The 16,912-nt window shown below is 44.8% G+C and carries 14 protein-coding genes; 9 read left to right on the forward strand and 5 right to left on the reverse strand.

What is annotated here, in order from left to right; translation table 11 throughout:
• The first annotated feature begins 6 nt into the window (after positions 1-6).
• Positions 7-2,040: a TRAP transporter permease gene (locus tag L5M71_RS05595; protein WP_131524216.1), complete on the forward strand. Its 2,034-nt coding sequence runs from the start codon at positions 7-9 to the stop codon at positions 2,038-2,040.
• A 45-nt stretch (positions 2,041-2,085) separates the two neighbouring features.
• The gene (locus L5M71_RS05600) at positions 2,086-2,490 is read left to right on the forward strand and encodes a DUF1850 domain-containing protein (RefSeq protein ID WP_105250374.1); all 405 of its coding nucleotides are present in this window, start codon (positions 2,086-2,088) and stop codon (positions 2,488-2,490) included.
• Here L5M71_RS05600 and L5M71_RS05605 read toward each other — a convergent pair.
• The gene (locus tag L5M71_RS05605) at positions 2,487-3,206 is read right to left on the reverse strand and encodes a FadR/GntR family transcriptional regulator (protein ID WP_113939236.1); all 720 of its coding nucleotides are present in this window, start codon (positions 3,204-3,206) and stop codon (positions 2,487-2,489) included. The two genes, L5M71_RS05600 and L5M71_RS05605, sit on opposite strands and share 4 nt — an antisense overlap.
• A 279-nt stretch (positions 3,207-3,485) precedes the next feature.
• On the opposite strand from L5M71_RS05605, the gene L5M71_RS05610 reads away from it, so the two are divergent.
• The 4 genes from L5M71_RS05610 to L5M71_RS05625 all read left to right on the forward strand — a co-directional run bounded on the left by L5M71_RS05610 (position 3,486) and on the right by L5M71_RS05625 (position 9,136).
• Positions 3,486-4,724: an OprD family porin gene (locus tag L5M71_RS05610; protein ID WP_263163738.1), complete on the forward strand. Its 1,239-nt coding sequence runs from the start codon at positions 3,486-3,488 to the stop codon at positions 4,722-4,724.
• A 140-nt stretch (positions 4,725-4,864) separates the two neighbouring features.
• Entirely contained in the window at positions 4,865-6,601 is a 1,737-nt protein-coding gene (locus tag L5M71_RS05615) for a tannase/feruloyl esterase family alpha/beta hydrolase (RefSeq protein ID WP_263186538.1), read from the forward strand.
• Between the two features lie 441 nt (positions 6,602-7,042).
• Complete coding sequence (locus L5M71_RS05620; RefSeq protein ID WP_263206565.1) at positions 7,043-8,722, forward strand: FAD-binding protein; 1,680 nt, start codon at positions 7,043-7,045, stop codon at positions 8,720-8,722.
• Positions 8,723-8,791: 69 nt separating this feature from the next.
• Positions 8,792-9,136 (forward strand): cytochrome c3 family protein, encoded by a 345-nt coding sequence (locus L5M71_RS05625; RefSeq protein ID WP_105250378.1) that lies wholly within the window; start codon positions 8,792-8,794, stop codon positions 9,134-9,136.
• Between the two features lie 124 nt (positions 9,137-9,260).
• On the opposite strand, the gene L5M71_RS05630 is transcribed toward L5M71_RS05625, so the two are convergent.
• Both L5M71_RS05630 and L5M71_RS05635 read right to left on the reverse strand, forming a co-directional pair.
• Entirely contained in the window at positions 9,261-10,238 is a 978-nt protein-coding gene (locus tag L5M71_RS05630) for a sensor domain-containing diguanylate cyclase (protein ID WP_219253132.1), read from the reverse strand.
• 142 nt (positions 10,239-10,380) lie between these two features.
• Positions 10,381-10,716: an FKBP-type peptidyl-prolyl cis-trans isomerase gene (locus tag L5M71_RS05635; RefSeq protein WP_011845636.1), complete on the reverse strand. Its 336-nt coding sequence runs from the start codon at positions 10,714-10,716 to the stop codon at positions 10,381-10,383.
• Between the two features lie 234 nt (positions 10,717-10,950).
• Between L5M71_RS05635 and trxC the strand changes: the two genes are divergently transcribed.
• Together trxC and L5M71_RS05645 are read left to right on the forward strand one after the other, a co-directional pair.
• Positions 10,951-11,373 (forward strand): thioredoxin TrxC, encoded by a 423-nt coding sequence (gene trxC / locus L5M71_RS05640; RefSeq protein WP_113939239.1) that lies wholly within the window; start codon positions 10,951-10,953, stop codon positions 11,371-11,373.
• A gap of 57 nt (positions 11,374-11,430) precedes the next feature.
• The gene (locus L5M71_RS05645) at positions 11,431-11,865 is read left to right on the forward strand and encodes a hypothetical protein (RefSeq protein ID WP_147250499.1); all 435 of its coding nucleotides are present in this window, start codon (positions 11,431-11,433) and stop codon (positions 11,863-11,865) included.
• 173 nt (positions 11,866-12,038) lie between these two features.
• On the opposite strand, the gene L5M71_RS05650 is transcribed toward L5M71_RS05645, so the two are convergent.
• On the reverse strand, positions 12,039-13,439 hold the full coding sequence (locus L5M71_RS05650) for a DASS family sodium-coupled anion symporter (protein ID WP_168827785.1): 1,401 nt from the start codon (positions 13,437-13,439) through the stop codon (positions 12,039-12,041).
• A 607-nt stretch (positions 13,440-14,046) separates the two neighbouring features.
• Between L5M71_RS05650 and L5M71_RS05655 the strand changes: the two genes are divergently transcribed.
• A complete protein-coding gene (locus L5M71_RS05655) occupies positions 14,047-15,219 on the forward strand; it encodes an MFS transporter (RefSeq protein WP_263206566.1) in 1,173 nt (390 codons plus the stop codon).
• Between the two features lie 72 nt (positions 15,220-15,291).
• Here L5M71_RS05655 and L5M71_RS05660 read toward each other — a convergent pair whose 3' ends face one another.
• On the reverse strand, positions 15,292-16,911 hold the full coding sequence (locus L5M71_RS05660) for a PepSY-associated TM helix domain-containing protein (protein WP_263206567.1): 1,620 nt from the start codon (positions 16,909-16,911) through the stop codon (positions 15,292-15,294).
• Position 16,912: the final 1 nt, after the last annotated feature.

Here is a 16,912-nt window from a genome sequence, read left to right on the forward strand (position 1 = left end):
CATAATATGAGTGATCCCCAACAAGGTCTCAGCGCAAATACTGGCGATTGGCCCAAGGCTCTATTTTATACAGCCTTAATTTTTTCTATTTTTCAAATCATCACTGCCGCTTTTCATCCCGTCTCGACTCAAGTACTGCGTGCCACCCATGTGGGCTTTTTACTGTTAGTGGTTTTTTTAAGTTATCCCGCTAGAGGAAAATCTCAGCCTTGGCAGCCACTCGCTTGGCTACTCGGTCTAGCTGGCATGGCCACAGCAGCTTATCAGTGGTATTTCGAAGCCGACTTAATTCAACGTTCAGGCGATCTGACCGATGCGGATATAGTGATAGGTATCACTTTGATCGTATTAGTGTTTGAAGCAGCGCGCCGAGTCATGGGCTGGGCGCTACCTATCATCTGTAGCATCTTTTTGATGTATGGCTTATTTGGCCAATATTTACCCGGTGACTTAATGCACCGCGGCTATGGATTCGATCAGATCATCAATCAATTAGCCTTCGGTACCGAAGGGCTATACGGCACACCAACCTATGTGTCGGCGACATATATATTCCTGTTTATTCTCTTCGGTTCCTTTTTAGAACAAGCCGGAATGATCCGTTTATTTACCGACTTTGCCATGGGATTATTTGGCCACAAGCTCGGCGGTCCTGCAAAAGTTGCGGTAGTGTCATCGGCATTGATGGGGACGATTACAGGATCAGGTGTTGCCAACGTGGTCACAACGGGCCAATTTACCATTCCACTCATGAAACGATTCGGTTATCGCCCAGCCTTCGCCGGCGGGGTAGAGGCAACATCGAGTATGGGCAGCCAAATCATGCCGCCGATCATGGGCGCAGTGGCCTTTATCATGGCCGAAACCATTAACGTCCCCTTTATCGAGATAGCCAAAGCGGCATTGATCCCTGCGCTACTTTATTTCTGCTCCGTATTTTGGATGGTGCATTTAGAAGCCAAACGCGCCAATCTCTGTGGCCTGCCTAAAGATCAGTGCCCGAATCCATGGGCGGCAATTAAAGAGCGTTGGTATCTCCTTATCCCTTTGTTTATTTTAGTCTACTTGCTGTTTTCGGGTAGAACGCCGCTGTTCTCAGGCATGGTAGGACTCGCCCTCACATCGATAGTAATTTTAGGCTCAGCCATAGTACTGCGGCTTTCCTCAATGGCAATGCGCATTGCCTTTTGGATTGCCCTTGGCATCCTTTGCGCTGGCTTCTTCCAACTCGGGATCGGGGTCGTATTTGGGGTTATCGCCTTATTAGTCGCCATTTGTTGGTTTATTAAAGGCGGCAGAGATACTCTCACCATCTGCTTGCATGCACTGGTAGAAGGCGCCCGTCATGCCGTGCCTGTGGGTATCGCCTGTGCTTTAGTCGGTGTAATTATCGGCATAGTGTCACTGACAGGAATTGCCTCGACCTTCGCGAGCTATATTCTTGCCGTTGGCCAAGATAACTTGTTCTTATCACTCGTGTTAACTATGGTCACTTGCCTAGTGCTCGGCATGGGGATCCCCACAATCCCTAACTACATTATTACTAGCTCGATTGCCGCTCCCGCATTACTCGACCTCGGTGTGCCACTGATTGTGTCGCATATGTTTGTATTTTATTTCGGCATCATGGCCGATCTCACGCCTCCCGTTGCCTTAGCCTGTTTTGCCGCAGCACCAATCGCGAAGGAATCAGGCCTTAAGATCAGCCTTTGGGCAATCCGTATCGCCATTGCAGGTTTTGTGATCCCCTTTATGGCGGTTTACGATCCCGCTTTGATGCTTCAAGGTGATAGCTGGTTAGCCACTGGGTTTGTCTTGCTAAAAGCGACTGTGGGTATTGGTATTTGGGGCGTCATCTTTACCGGATATCTATTACAAAAACTCTACTGGTGGGAACGCGTTATCGGCTTCCTTGCGGGTGCGAGCTTAATTCTTGCTACGCCGTTGAGTGATGAAATTGGCTTTGGGCTCGCGCTGCTATTTATCGTGCAACACAGCTGGCGAGCACGCAAACTCAAACGTCTTGCAGAGCAAGGATAAGCCATTGATATTATTGGTTATTAATCAGCCATTGAAGGTAAACAGATGCTAGGCCTGTGCTTAGGCCTAGCGGGCACACTGTGGGCACAAGTGCCCACAGACAACTTCACCTTGGCATGGAACCACAGCATAGAAAAAATTCGCTGGGAGGAAGACTATAACGTCACGCCACAAGGATTAGTGTTGGTCGAAGCAAGAGTGAAAGGTACGGGTGCTGGAATGGAAATCCCAGATGATGCCTATCTTAAAAATGGCAGCTGGCATTATCAGCCCAAGCTGCCCATTTTGCCTGTGTTGCGCTTAGGTCGCACGCCCGAAGCAGGGGATTTTGAACTTTGCTTCACTCAAATCTCAGGAAAAGTGCAATGCCAAGCCATGAGTCATTGGATTGGCGTACCCAACAAACAAACAGCCGCGGTTGAACTTTGGGGTTGCAACTCTTTGCCTTAAGCGCGTTTATCCATATATTTACGCTCAATTTCTATTAGGCGCCGATTAAAATCCTCAAGGTGTGCAAACATTTCGGCCTCAGCTTTCGCCCCATCTTTTGCGATAACCGCTTCGACAATGACATCATGCAAACCTAAAGGATGAATTTCATCAGTCGGTGGCTGAAACTTAGTCGTTTGATTACTTAATAAAACCAACAAGGATTTTACGATCGCTTCTAAAAAGCGATTTCCAGACATTTCAGCGAGCAAATAATGTACTTGAGATCGCAATATGACAGTTTCGGGATAAGCCAATGAGTCACTTTCATGACTATTCGCCTCTTGCAAAGCTTTAGCTTGCTCTGGAGTGCAATTTTTAGCAGCCATTCTAGCCACTTGCGGCTCAATCAGCATGCGTGCTTGACACAGTTCAGGAAGGGAAAGTTTCCCCATTAGAAATAAATCTTGGCAAGCATCACTTAAACGTTCAAAGGTTAAGTGCTTAACAAATGCGCCGCCTGTTGCACCTTGGCGAATCTCCACTAATCCACCCGCTTCGAGGCTTTTGATCGCCTCTCTCACCACAGTGCGACTAACTTGAAATAATTCTATTAATTCGCGCTCAGAGGGTAATTTATCGCCAGCCTTATATTCGCCGTCTAAAATAGCATTTTTCAGTTGCTGCCCGACTTCACTCGATGCTCTTATCTGCTTAATTGGCTTGAAGATATGCACTTGATTATCCCAAATATGCTTAGTGTCGCCATACTAGCATAAAACCGCATTAACGCAGAAAAAGTACTCTCATCTTTCCTACATTAGTGATTAAAAAACATTCATCTTTGTTGATCCAAGTAACATCTGTGCGAATTTCGTAACTAGTTTCTCATATTCATCTTAACTTCGTTGTCGGCATTAGTCATACGTCATACATTTAACCTAAGAATGTTAAACATAATTTCTTTAACTAGCTCAGACAATTCTGATCAGGGCTTACTAATAATAGGGAAGATGATGATGAAAAAATCTTATTTATCTTTGCTTGTGCTATCTACGCTAGCGATTCCAGCTACAGCAGATACCAGCATTGATCAAATGTTTAGCCAAGGTACGTTAAAAGGGGAATTACGCTTATTCGATTTTACCCGTGACTTTGATAATACGACGAACACTAAACACGATACGTCATTTGGCGGACTGTTTTATTACAATACCGCAAAAGTGAATGGCCTCAGTTTTGGGACCAGCTTCGCATCTGCAAATCCCATTTGGACCAATGATTCAGATGATGTCTACGGCCTAGTTGCTCGCGATGCCGCTGGCGATCATGACAACGTCAACCGTTTACAGGAGTATTTTGTCCAAGGTAATTGGTGGGATACTCAATTCAAATTAGGTGCACAAGAACTGCGCACACCAATGATGAATCCCCATGACATTCGTGCGATCCCACGAACTTTTCGCGGCTTTTCAGCAGAAAATAAGAGTGTTGACAATCTAACGTTATCAGCACTCTATATTACAGATTCCATGGGCTGGTCTGATAATAGCTTCGTATCCGTAAAAGAGGCGGTACAAAGCGAATTAGCAAGAGCGGGTATTGTGGCAGATGTTGCCGATAACCCAGTTTATGCCCTAGGTGCTAAATATCAATTGCCCTTTAAGACAGTCCAAACTGAAGCCCATCTTTGGCACTACAGCATGGAAGATGTTTTCAATCAAACCTATGCCAAAGTGAAATTATCCACTCAGTTAGGTGCGACTAATCTGTACTTAACCCCCTCTTATTTAACACAACAAGCCACTGGTGAAGAAACCGGCGGCCCACTCGATACCTATCAATATGGCTTCCATCTAGGCGCCAAATTGGCGGGGGCAGATCTCACTTATATGTACGCCAAAACCGGGGATGACACAGTGCTGACCCCATGGGGCGATGAAAAAGTGGTCATTCAACAGGTATATCAATCTGCACGGGCGAATGAAGAGGTCAACGCGTTAAAGCTGGCCTATGACTTTGAAAAATTAGGGGCGAGTGGATTAGAAGCCTATGCCTTTTATGGGCAGTACGATGTGCCAGAGGGGACTGCGTCAGATTTTAATGAAACAAACTTTTCAATCGCCTATAAATTTTCAGGCATATTATCGGGCCTAGGCCTTAAGGCGCGTTATGCCATGGTCGATTTTGATCAAGCTGAAGATCTTGATGATCTGCGTTTATATGTCACTTATAAATTTGCCTTAGGTAAATAGTTCATCAGTTTTAACTCCCCTGCACCAAAACTTATATGGGTGTATCAGCCTTGTTCGATACACCCAATTTTTGTACCGCAAAATTACCCATACCCAAGTAAAAGTTGCGGTAAACACTTTGACTTAAGGATTGAGATTAAATGGAAACAAAGAATTTCTTACTTATTCCAGCCGTTGCTATGTCATGTTTTTTATTTAGCGGATGTGGAAATAACGATAACGCCGAAACCCCATTACCACAGTTAGCCTCGGCCACACCCGCCACACTGAATCTATGTAGTGAAATTGCTTCACAATATAATTTCAAAAATACTGTGATAACGAACTCACAAATTATTGCGGCTGGCAATGTTGAATATAGTGCTACTGAACGTTACCGAGCACCAGAACATTGTTTAGTGACGGGTTATATGAATGAAAGGATGGGAACTGGCATTGCGGGAGAAACCCGCTATGCGATCGGCTTTGAAATGCGTTTACCCACTAACTGGAATGGTCGATTCTATTATCAAGCCAATGGCGGCCTCGACGGTTCGATCGCTAAGGCGGTTGGCCGCTTAGTGTTTTCCGCAGGCCCAGATTCTGCCGCCCTCAATGAAGGGTTCGCTGTGATAAGTTCTGATATGGGGCATCCAGCACCAACCCCTTTCTTTGGTTTAGATCCTCAAGCAAGGCTTGACTATGGTTACAATGCTGTGGCCGAGTTAACGCCAATGGCGAAAGCTTTAATAAAAAAAGCATATGGTAAACAACCTGATAGATCATATTTTGCCGGTTGTTCTAACGGTGGTAGACACACTATGGTCGCGGCCAGTCGTTTTGCCGATATGTACGATGGCTTTCTGGTAGGCAACCCTGGATTTAACTTACCTAAAGCTGCAGTAGCGCAAATGTATGGTGTTCAAGAGTATTCAAAGCTGGTTGAATTTGATGGTCCTGATATTTTAGCCACACTACAAACCGCCATTACCCCTGAAGAATTCTCCCTCGTGTCCCAAAAAGTCCTCGAGCAGTGTGATGCCCTTGACGGCGTGAGCGATGGCATTATTACCGACACCTATTCCTGTCAAAAGACCTTTGACCTTGAACGTGATGTTCCAACCTGTTCAAGTGACAGAGATAATACCTGCTTAACAGCAGAGCAAAAGCAGGTACTCGGCAATATCATGGCAGGGCCCCATAACAGCAAGACAGGTGAAGCCATTTATACTGACTTCCCATATGATGCGGGTATCGGCGCATCAGGTTGGGCTTCCTGGGAATATAACATGGCGCTCAATCGAGACCCTGGTGCCGTTGGTTTTATTTTTAGCTCGCCACCAACTCCCTTTAATGGTGCAACTGAACAATCCAGTTTGGAATTTGTGCAATCATTTAGCATGGATGAGGATACCCAACGGATCTATGCCACGGATTCGATTTACTCCGAATCGGGTATAGACTTTATGACACCGCCCCAGCCAACGGATCTTTCGGTCATAAAAAATCGCGGCGCTAAGATGATGTTGTTCCATGGAACATCTGACCCCGTATTTTCAGCCAATGATACAGTGAACTGGTATAACGAATTAGCCGAGGCCAATGCTGGGCACGCAGAAACCTTCGCCCGTTTATTCCTTATCCCTGGGATGAATCATTGCGGCAGCGGTCCTACCACAGATAAATTTAACATGATCCGCGCATTGGTTGACTGGGTTGAAAAAGGAGTCGAACCCCAAAACATCACGGCTTCAGTCCGCCCTGAAAATGCCGAACTACCCAGTGATTGGTCAAAAAGCAGAACTCGGGTCCTCTGCCCATACCCCCAATTCGCAAAATACAATGGTATAGGTAATGTTGAAGATGCCGCCAATTTTACCTGTGTAACACCTAAATAATACCCAAGGCATTAAAGCCCAAAGGCCACCTCAACAATATTGAAGTGGCCTACCTCAAATCATGTTTATTTATAAATAGTCCCTATTTGTTAACTACTTAAACATGCATAAAATCAGACGCTCATATTTCCCACGTCGCCAAACTTATTCATTCAATAAAGTCCTATATTAGATTGTTTTAAAAAGAATAATCACATTCATCGCTCAAAATGCCAGCATTTTGTGAAGCACTGCAAAGATGTAATTAATACCTCTTTTGGTTTATTGTCATATGTCATACATTTAAACGTATGTTGTTAATGAATGAGAATTTAATCACTTTCACACAACTGCACTTCTAGTTTTTAAAGCAAACAAATCACATGCGGTTATGGCCAGATCCATTGTCGTTGCTAACGATGTCATATCGACCTTAGCAATGAGGACCCAAGGAGTATCAAAATGAGTAAAGAGCATTCACAGAAACCGAAAGAAATCGATCAATACACTGCTAGCGTGCTTCAGAATGGTATATCTCGAAGAAGTTTCCTAACTCGAGCTGCAGTGGGAAGTGGTGGCTTAGCCTTTGCAAGTCTTGGTATTGCTTCAGCGAGTGCAGCACCACTTCAAGTTGGCACTGAATATGGCGAAATTGGTGGCGCAACGCTCAATTTTCTACCTAAGCCAAAACCTATTGCTGATAAAGATATTGCAACAACCCAAACCTTTGATGTTGTTGTCGTCGGTGCTGGAGCTTCTGGTGTGCCTGCGGCTCTATCAGCCAGAGAAAGTGGTGCAACCGTTGCGTGTTTACAAAAGCAAGCCATCCCAGTCTCTCAAGGAAACACTGGTTCAGGGATTGACCTGAAAAACAGTGATAAATCAGCAATTGAAGCTTTAGTTAGCCGTTTAATGGCGGATAACGCGCACCGTTCACATCCCGGTCTTCTTAAGCAATGGGCTTACAATTCAGGTGAAGCTGTCACTTGGGTTATCGATAGAGTGAAACAAGGTGGCGGCCAGATTGTTGACCAAGGTACCAAAGTGCAGCACGGTATTCGCGGAATTGCTGATACTGATGACCGTTTAAATTTTATCACTTCTTTCTGCGGCCCTAAACCCTACACCACGGGTGATGCTATGCGCGCATTAGCTAAAACAGCAGAAAAAGCAGGCGTTAAGTTTTTCTTTAATACTCCTGCACAACAATTAATTCAGGATGAGTCAGGAAAAGTCATCGGCGTCATTGCTCAAACTCGTGATGGTAAGTACCACAAATACATAGCGAAGAAAGGTGTCATTCTGTCCTCTGGTGACTATCAAAATAACAAAGCCATGTGTGACTTCTTCATCCCCGAACTGAAAAACTTTGAACGTAAACAAATGGATCGTACTGGTGACGGTTTTGCTATGGCCTATTGGGCTGGCGGCGTTATTGAACCTGTTGGACATACCAAAATGTTGCACGACTTCGATGCCGGCCCGGCTTCCATGTGTGACATGCCATTCTTAGCGGTAAACCGTAAAGGTGAGCGCTTTGTGAATGAGAAGGTTGAGATGTCTCTAATGAATAACTACTTGAAAGATGAGCAGAATGCGGGGCATTACTCACAAGTATTTGATTCTGACTATATGACGCAAGCGAAGGATTGGCCTGGCCACCTCTATTCTCCTGAAGAGCTTAAAGTTTACATGCCTGAAGTTCCTGGTGAGAAAACAGGAGTATTTCCCTCTTTGATCAACACCCATTCAGCTAACACATTAGAAGAATTGGCTATGAAGTTAGAGTGCGATCCAAAAACCTTTGTTGCCAGCGTTAACCGTTATAACGAGCTGTGCAAAAAAGGTAAAGATGAGGACTTCGGTAAACCTAAAAGTAAAATGGTACCAGTGCTCAAACCACCGTTTTACGGTATTCACCGTCGTATGCGTATTTCTACTTTATGTTCAGGAATTCTCGTTAACGACAACCACCAAGTACTTGATGCCGATGGTAAGGAAATTCCAGGTTTATTCATTGTTGGTAACCTAGGCGCAGGTTTCTACGGTGGCGTTGACTACCCATTAACGGTATTTGGCTTGTCTTTAGGTCGCTGCTACACCTTCGGCTATTTAGCTGGCAAATATGTAGCAAAACTATAGAACACATAGTCATCAATAATGGATGCCTCACATTTTGGCATCCTGTGAAATGAATAATGGGATCAAACAATGAAAAACTTAACAATTATATTGGCTATTATTTTGGGTATTTTCGCTGGCAGCGCGTTCGCTAAAGAGAGTACTTTACTCGATCAAACTCATATGGCGAAAGGGCTTAAATGTGCAAGCTGCCATGGTGCAGAAGAACGACAAGCCGTCCCTATGCTCAAGTGTGTACAATGCCACAACACTAAGAAATTAGCGGAAAAAACGGCGGATGTAAAACCAACCAATCCCCATAAAAATCGCCACTTCGACACCGAAACTGATTGCAGTAAGTGCCACCATGTACACAAAAAATCTGAAAACTATTGTGTCAGTTGCCATCAACCATTTAATTTTGTAACTCCATAAGCTGATGACACTAAGCTTAAAAAGCTAAAAACAAAAAACCACCATTAAAGGTGGTTTTTTGTTCGAATAAGGCACTGTAATCAAATATAAATTAAGTATTACTAAGATCTGCAGGCTTGGATCATTATTCCGACGACTGATAAAAACAATATCCATGCTTTCCTTGGTGTTTCACGCGATACATGGCGGCATCCGCGCGATCACAACTCTCGGCAAAACTATCACCATAGCCAAATATATCAATACCGATACTCAGGCCTACCTCTACTTCACAACCTTCTAGTAGGAATTTATCTCGATAAACATCGAGCAATGATTGTGCGAGCGCCCCTAAAGATTCACGATCAAATGACGGCAGTAATATCACAAACTCGTCACCCCCTAACCGTGCGATCTGCGCAAATTCACCTGCATGAGATACCAAAGTATGCGCAACGTGCATCAACAGGCTGTCACCAAACTTATGGCCGTGACGGTCATTTAACGCTTTAAAACCATCAAGGTCGATAAAAAATAACGCACCGCGAATATCTGGTTGCGAGGATTCATCGAATACTTTGGCAATAGCTTGGCGATTCATTAAGTTGGTGAGTGGATCACTGTGGGCTAAACGGGCTAAATCTATTTCGTAGCGCTTTTCTTGAGTAATATCGATATGGCTGCCCATCATTCGCAGTGGTGTTCCATCAGCTAAGCGCTCGACAATACGCCCACGATCGGACACCCAGGTTATGCTGCCATCTTTGTGTAGCATTCTGTGAACTGCTTGATAGTAATCGGCTTGACCATTCACATGATCTTCAAAGGCTTTTATCACCCATTCTTTATCTTCGGGGTGTAATTTACTTTTCCAGATATCAACATGGGCAGCAAACTCTTCAGGACTAAACCCGAGCATTTCACCCCAGCGCATGTTAAATATGGTTAAATTTCCGCTTGGAATATGCTGTTCCCATAGACATAAACCATTACCATCGAGGGCCGCAAAGAGTTTTTCTTCGGCACGATAATTCAACGCCGCTAAATGAGCGTTTTCACTTTTTAGCTGAGCGATCTCAGCCTGAAGTTGCGCAATTAACTCTGCTGCAGTATCCGAAGCCACGACAAATCTCTTTCCTTTAAGTGGGAAAATTGAGTCCAGTGTAAATCACCCAATGCCGAAGCAACATAGCGAAGAGTGCAAAATGAGCCAGAATCATATTGGCTCAATTGAGCTTACACAGACTCTCGCAGTCCTGTCACGCTTAGTCGCGAGTCAGCACTTCGAGCAATTCGATCTCAAAGGTGAGATCAGAATTTGGTTTGATATGTGCCCCCACTTGACGCTCGCCATAGGCTAAGTGAGCTGGGACTAACAACTTACGTTTGCCACCGACTTTCATCCCCATAATACCTTGATCCCAGCCTTTAATTACACGGCCAGTACCAATTACACATTGAAACGCCTGACCACGATCATAGGATGAATCGAATTGGGTACCATCCTGCAAAAATCCACGATATTGGGTAGTGATCAGTGCGCCTTTTACCGCTTCTTTTCCTTCGCCCACTTGCAGATCGATTACTTCTAATTCAGTCATATCTTCATTCTCTTTTCTTGTTCGCACTTAGGGCGTGATATTCAACTTTGCGCAGGATTTTATCACCGACGAGCGGGCTTGTCGGCGCAATCTAAACATTTCTGCAGCTCGGTTCACTGCTTAATCCTTAATAATAAGGTCATCATGGGCGATAACATAATCACTCGCCCTTTAAATTACTGTCGGTTAGCCCAATATATAAGTCGTATAAACGTTTTATTTTGGAGCTTTGCCATGATTATTGCCTGCCCCCATTGCGATACGTTAAACCGCGTTCCCGATGAGCGTTTAAACCAACAACCCACTTGCGGTAAATGTAAGCTCAGTGTCTTTACGGCTGCGCCGATTGAACTCAATAGCGCAAACTTTGCCAACCATGCTAATAAATCAGAGCTTCCCCTTGTCGTTGACTTTTGGGCCAGCTGGTGTGGGCCCTGTAAAAGTTTTGCGCCCATATTTTCTGCAGCAGCTAAGACATGGGAGCCTCAATTTCGCTTCGGTAAAATCAATACTGAAGAACAGCAAGCCCTCGCGGCTCAATTTAATATTCGATCTATTCCAACCTTAATGATTTTTAAACAAGGCCACATACTCGCCCAGCAAGCCGGAGCTTTGCCCTCCTCTGCGTTAAACCAATGGTTAAATGCCTATAAATAAGAGGATTGAGCTAAGATACAAACGCTCAGCCGAGCTAATTTGTAAAGGTAACGAAAATTGAAAAAAGCAATGTTCTTACTGGGCGCAGTACTCTTGCTAGTGGTGACAGGATGGGGTTTACAACAACATCTCACAATTGATACTTGTCTCGACAAGGGAGGGACTTGGAACGATGAAACTCAGCAATGCATTCGCCCATTCGAGCAAGGGATAGCCTTTACTCGCAGTGATCATAATTCTGCCGAGCCGCAGACAGCTTATGTTTATCTTTCAGAGAATTTACAGCAAGCAGAAGTGTTTTTTGCCATGACAGATAAGCCTATTATTTTACAAGCCGTTACTGTCACTAAAGGCGATACCGCTCCCGTATTATATAAAAATGACATTGAACAGATTGATATCATCAACGTAAAAGAAATCTTTTATCTACGTTATCAACATCAAGCAATTTATAGCGCAAATACTTTTAGTCGCAACTTAACCTCAAATTAAGTGCAAAACATAAGCATAGAGTAAACTTCGAAACACTAAGCCTGACACTAAGCCCAAAAACTCGGAACGACTCAGCTAAAAACAAAATCAGTATCCGCCATATGCTCTTCATAAGGCGAATACTATTCTAGTGGCAACGTTGAAACACAAAGTTGCCATGAACTATATCAGTGTTAAATATCCCAGAAGGTATGAGCGATAATACCCAAGACAATCATACTGATAAAGTTGATGATCATACCGACTCGCACCATTTCCGATTGCTTGATATGGCCAGACCCATAAACGATAGCATTGGGCGGTGTCGCCACCGGCAGCATAAAAGCGCAAGAAGCTGCAATACCAATCAGTACAGATAACATTACAGGTGATATGCCTAATGCCTCAGCAATCGCAGCAAATACAGGCACTAACAGTGCAGCGCTGGCGGTGTTACTGGCAAATTCAGTCAACATCACCACAAAAGCAATCACAGCAAAGACGAACAACGACATGTGAGTGCTACCGAAAATATCTGTCATCCAGTGAGCTAAAAATACGCTGGTGCCAGTCGTTTTTAGTACTGCGCTCAGTGTTAAACCGCCACCAAACAATATGAGTACGCCCCAATCTGTGGTCGATTCAATTTTCTTCCAGCCGACCAAGCCTAAACCCGAGAGTAAAACGACAGCACCTAAGGCGACTATGGTATCAAACTGAGTGATGCCACCTAATGCCTTGGCTAACGGCACACTGAAAATCCAGCAACATACGGTAGTAAGGAAGATAAGCAGAGTAAATTTCCCCTGAAATGTCAGCTTCTGAGCTTCAACATTCACATCGAATTTGGCAGAAAGATCAGGCTTAAAATACCAATACAAGGCAATCAACATCATAGGTAGCATGAGGATAACGGTTGGAATACCAAACTTCAGCCAATCACTAAAACTTAAGCCCACTTGAGCCGCAGCAATCGCATTCGGTGGGCTACCCACTAAAGTACCGATACCGCCTATGTTGGCCGAATAGGCAATACCGAGCAGTAAGAATACATAGGTGCTGTGGTATTTTTCGCGGTCGAGCTGCTGCAAAATCCCGAGTGCCAATGGCAACATCATCGCCGTGGTCGCGGTATTGCTGATCCACATAGATAGCAGTGCAGTTACTCCAAACAGCATCAAACAGGCGATACTGAGTTTGCCCTTAGAGGCTAGCAGCAGCTTTTGCGCTATGAGGGTATCAATCTTTTGATGATGCAAGGCCGCAGCCAATACGAAACCACCAAAGAATAAGTAAATGATGGGATTGGCAAAGTTACTCATTGCCTCCTTGGTTTCAAACACCCCAAAGAATACGGCGAGTATAGGAACGAGAATCGCAGTGATACTGATGTGAATCGCTTCGGTCAGCCAAAGAATCGCTGCAAAGAACAAAATGGCCAGCCCAGTATTCACCCCTTGTTCGAAAGGTAAACCGTAATAAAGTGCAAATAACAGCACAATATCAGCCACTAGGATCAGCATTTTTTTCTTATCGAGCCCCTCACTGACAGGAGCTTTATTAGGTGGAGCAGTACTTGAATCTGTTAAAGACATGGTTACAACCTTAATACCATTTTATTTTGACGCAAATTTAGGGCATAGATCACACTTGGCAAAGCGGTTTATTTTGTAATTTTATCACTTGGCAACAACATTTATTGCTGAGCTAGCACGCACAAACAGCCGATTAGCGACAATAATCACCAAATTCTGATCGACACCTTTGTTTTAAAATTTCAAACGGACAAAGATCGAACAAAACCTTGCCCACGTTGTAATTTAATTAATGTTTAAAACTGAGATATAGATCACGCCACACTTTCTACCAAGGTGATAATCAACTAATTAATCATACCTTCTGATCATTGGTAGGATTAGGTATTATTCCCCAAATTTGGCACTAAATTGAATGTGTAGCGCTAAATCGAATCTAGATATCGTTGAATGTGCACTAAAACTGCGACGCAGTGAACAGCAAGCGAACAACACAAACGTATTGCAACAAAGCAACATAGAAAACCCAATATCTACATGAATAGTAAACACAAATATTATTCACCACCACAGTCAATCTAACTCACTTTACCCTGTTAGCGATCCAGCCTAAAGTCGCGCTCGCAACCTCGCCGCCTGTTTATTTTTTATCTGTTTGGTACCGCTTGTGGAAAATATGCTGTTAGCTCAACCCAATCAAAAGCCAGGGCTGTTTGTGCCTGTGGCAGGACTCAGTCTATTTGCTTTAGCGTCAGGCTACTTGATGAGTTTGATCCCACTCTCGCTCACTTACTTTGATCTAAGCCTTGATCTTGCACCTTGGCTAGCGAGTATTTTCTACCTTGGCTTATTACTAGGTGCACCTTGTATTGCACCGATTGTCAGCCGCATAGGTCACAGTAAGGCCTTTATTTTGTTCTTAAATATCTTACTGTGTAGCGTTGTGGTAATGGTATTACTGCCACAGAGTAGCATCTGGCTAGTATCACGCCTGATTGCAGGCTTGGCTGTTGCAGGGATTTTTGTGGTGGTCGAGTCTTGGTTACTTATGGCCGACACCCAAAAACAACGGGCAAAACGTTTAGGCTTATATATGACCGCCCTCTACGGTGGCACTGCCATTGGGCAACTTGCCGTAGATTATTTAGGCACCACGGGTAATTTACCCTACTTGGTAGTAATAGGTTTGTTGGCAGCGGCCAGCTTACCCGCACTGTTAGTTAAACGCGGCCAACCGCAGTCCAGTGAACAACACGCTATTGCTCTTTTCGACCTTAAAACCTTAAGTAAACCTGCCATTGCTGGCTGTTTAGTCTCAGGATTATTACTCGGTCCCATCTACGGTTTATTGCCTGTGTATGTGTCGCAAGACATGGGTTTTGCACAACAGACGGGGCAATTTATGGCGCTGATCATTATGGGCGGCATGATAGTTCAACCCTTAGTGAGCTATTTATCCCCGCGTGTTGAAAAGAGTGTGTTGATGACCGCCTTTTGCTTAGTGGGTGCGGCGGCGCTGTTGTTACTGATACAAACATCGCTTGTGGGATTATGGTTAGGTTTTGTGTTACTCGGTGCCTGCGCCTTTGCTCTCTATCCCATCGCCATCAGTCTGGCGTGCGATCATTTACCCAGCAGCCAAATCGTCTCCGCCACTCAGATTATGTTGCTCAGTTATTCTGTGGGTTCGGTTATTGGTCCGGTTGCCGCCAGTCGTTTTGATGATGTAGAACATGGCTTACCGCTCTACTTAGCAGCAAGCTTTTTAGTCACGGTTTGCTATCTAAGTGCGCACTTACTGGCCCGAAGCAAAGCCCGCCTACCCACAGCGAAGGCTTAGTCCTGAGCCGTTAATGTTAAGTCTCTACACCCTGTGAATAACAATGGGCGCCGTTATCGGCGCCCATTGTTATTATGATGTTTGCTGGGTTAATTCTGCCACTGGCACTGTGGTGGGAATGGCCCAGACACTGTCCTGCGGCCCATTAAGCACCCGATGGCGAGTTAGCCTGTAACCATAAAAGAACACTCCACTAAAGGCTAACGCCACCAGATCGACGCCTAACGTTGCCGCAGAATAAGGCGCCCATAAGCCTAAACTTGGCACGATTAACGCAACTAAAGACGTGATTGGCATCGCCAATGTAGCCAAGCCGCACAAAGGCAAAATCAGCAGCGCCGCCTTAGCAGCACCACGCCAAAAGGCGTAAACCACCAGCAAGCCAAACACCAGATAATACAGCCACAAATAGACGTGGTTAATATTGCTCACATGCACATATAACCATTTACCCAACAACATACTTATCGTTAAAGCGGCAACCGAGCCTAAGCAAATCCCCACCGTGACGCTCGCCATTAATCGGCAAGCACGGGTTTGCTCGCTCGCCTGCTTTTTACAGCGTTTTTCCAGCCACAGCAAATTACCACTATAAAATAAAAAAGCACCGCTCAAACCTAGGAAAAAATACACCCAACGCCCGAGATCGCCCCCATAACTACCAAAATGTAATCCAAAGAATACCGCAACGGTTCTGGCCCAAATCCCCTTGTCGCCTTGATCAATCGTGCTATTGGTCACCTTAAGACTATAAGGATGCAGGTATAAGAAATCGGTAACGGGTCCACGCATAAAACCATTGGGGTTATATAACCCCAAGCGCAGAGTCGCACGGGGATTATTCAAGTTCATAAAGGTCATTTCATTCACTTGATAATCGGGGGCGATTTGCTGCACCTTGGCTAACACAGTGGTGACCTTTGGCAAATCGGCTAGTGTATAGGGCGTTTTGTCCGGTGCCGATTGAGCAAATAATGGTTTTTCACCATAAACCATATGCTTAAGCCCATCGTAAAGCTGGTCATGGAAAGCAAACACAATCACAGTTACACATATCACTAGATGAAATGGCAGGCTGGTAATGCCCACTAAATTATGGGCATCGAGCCAGAAACGACTCTCACCTTTATCTTTACGCAGGGCGAAAAAGCTTTTGGTTAACGTTGGCAGTAAAAAAATCACCCCAGAAACCAATGCCAAGAAGTATAAAACGGCGGCTATCCCCAACACATAGGCACCCGCTTGATCGTGACCGACTTCGCCGGCAATCCCCGCGGTACGATGTAATTGGTCAATCAACTCAGCCAACTCGCTTGGTGTACTTAGTTGGGTGACTAATTGCCCCTGCTCGTCAAGGCTGGCATGCCAAAGCTGGTGACTCATGCTGAGTTCACGTTCCGAGCCCTGCTGATACCAAGTCATCGGCGATTGATGCTCATCATTTAAGTGCAAACTAAAACCGGTTTTGGCCTTATCATCCTGCGCTAACACTTGCGCGACTAAGTCATCCAGTTTCTCAGCGGGCACTTGAGGCAAGGTCAGGGCTGGCGGCATTGACCAAGCGTCAATCGCCCCCTTAAACATAGTGAGCGAGCCGGCATAAAAGCCGATAAACAATACGATTCCGGCGATGATACCAGTCCAAATATGGATAGACTGATACACACGTAACACATCACTGCGAACTTTCATC

Source organism: Shewanella sp. SW1 (assembly GCF_025653545.1).
GTDB lineage: Bacteria > Pseudomonadota > Gammaproteobacteria > Enterobacterales > Shewanellaceae > Shewanella > Shewanella oncorhynchi.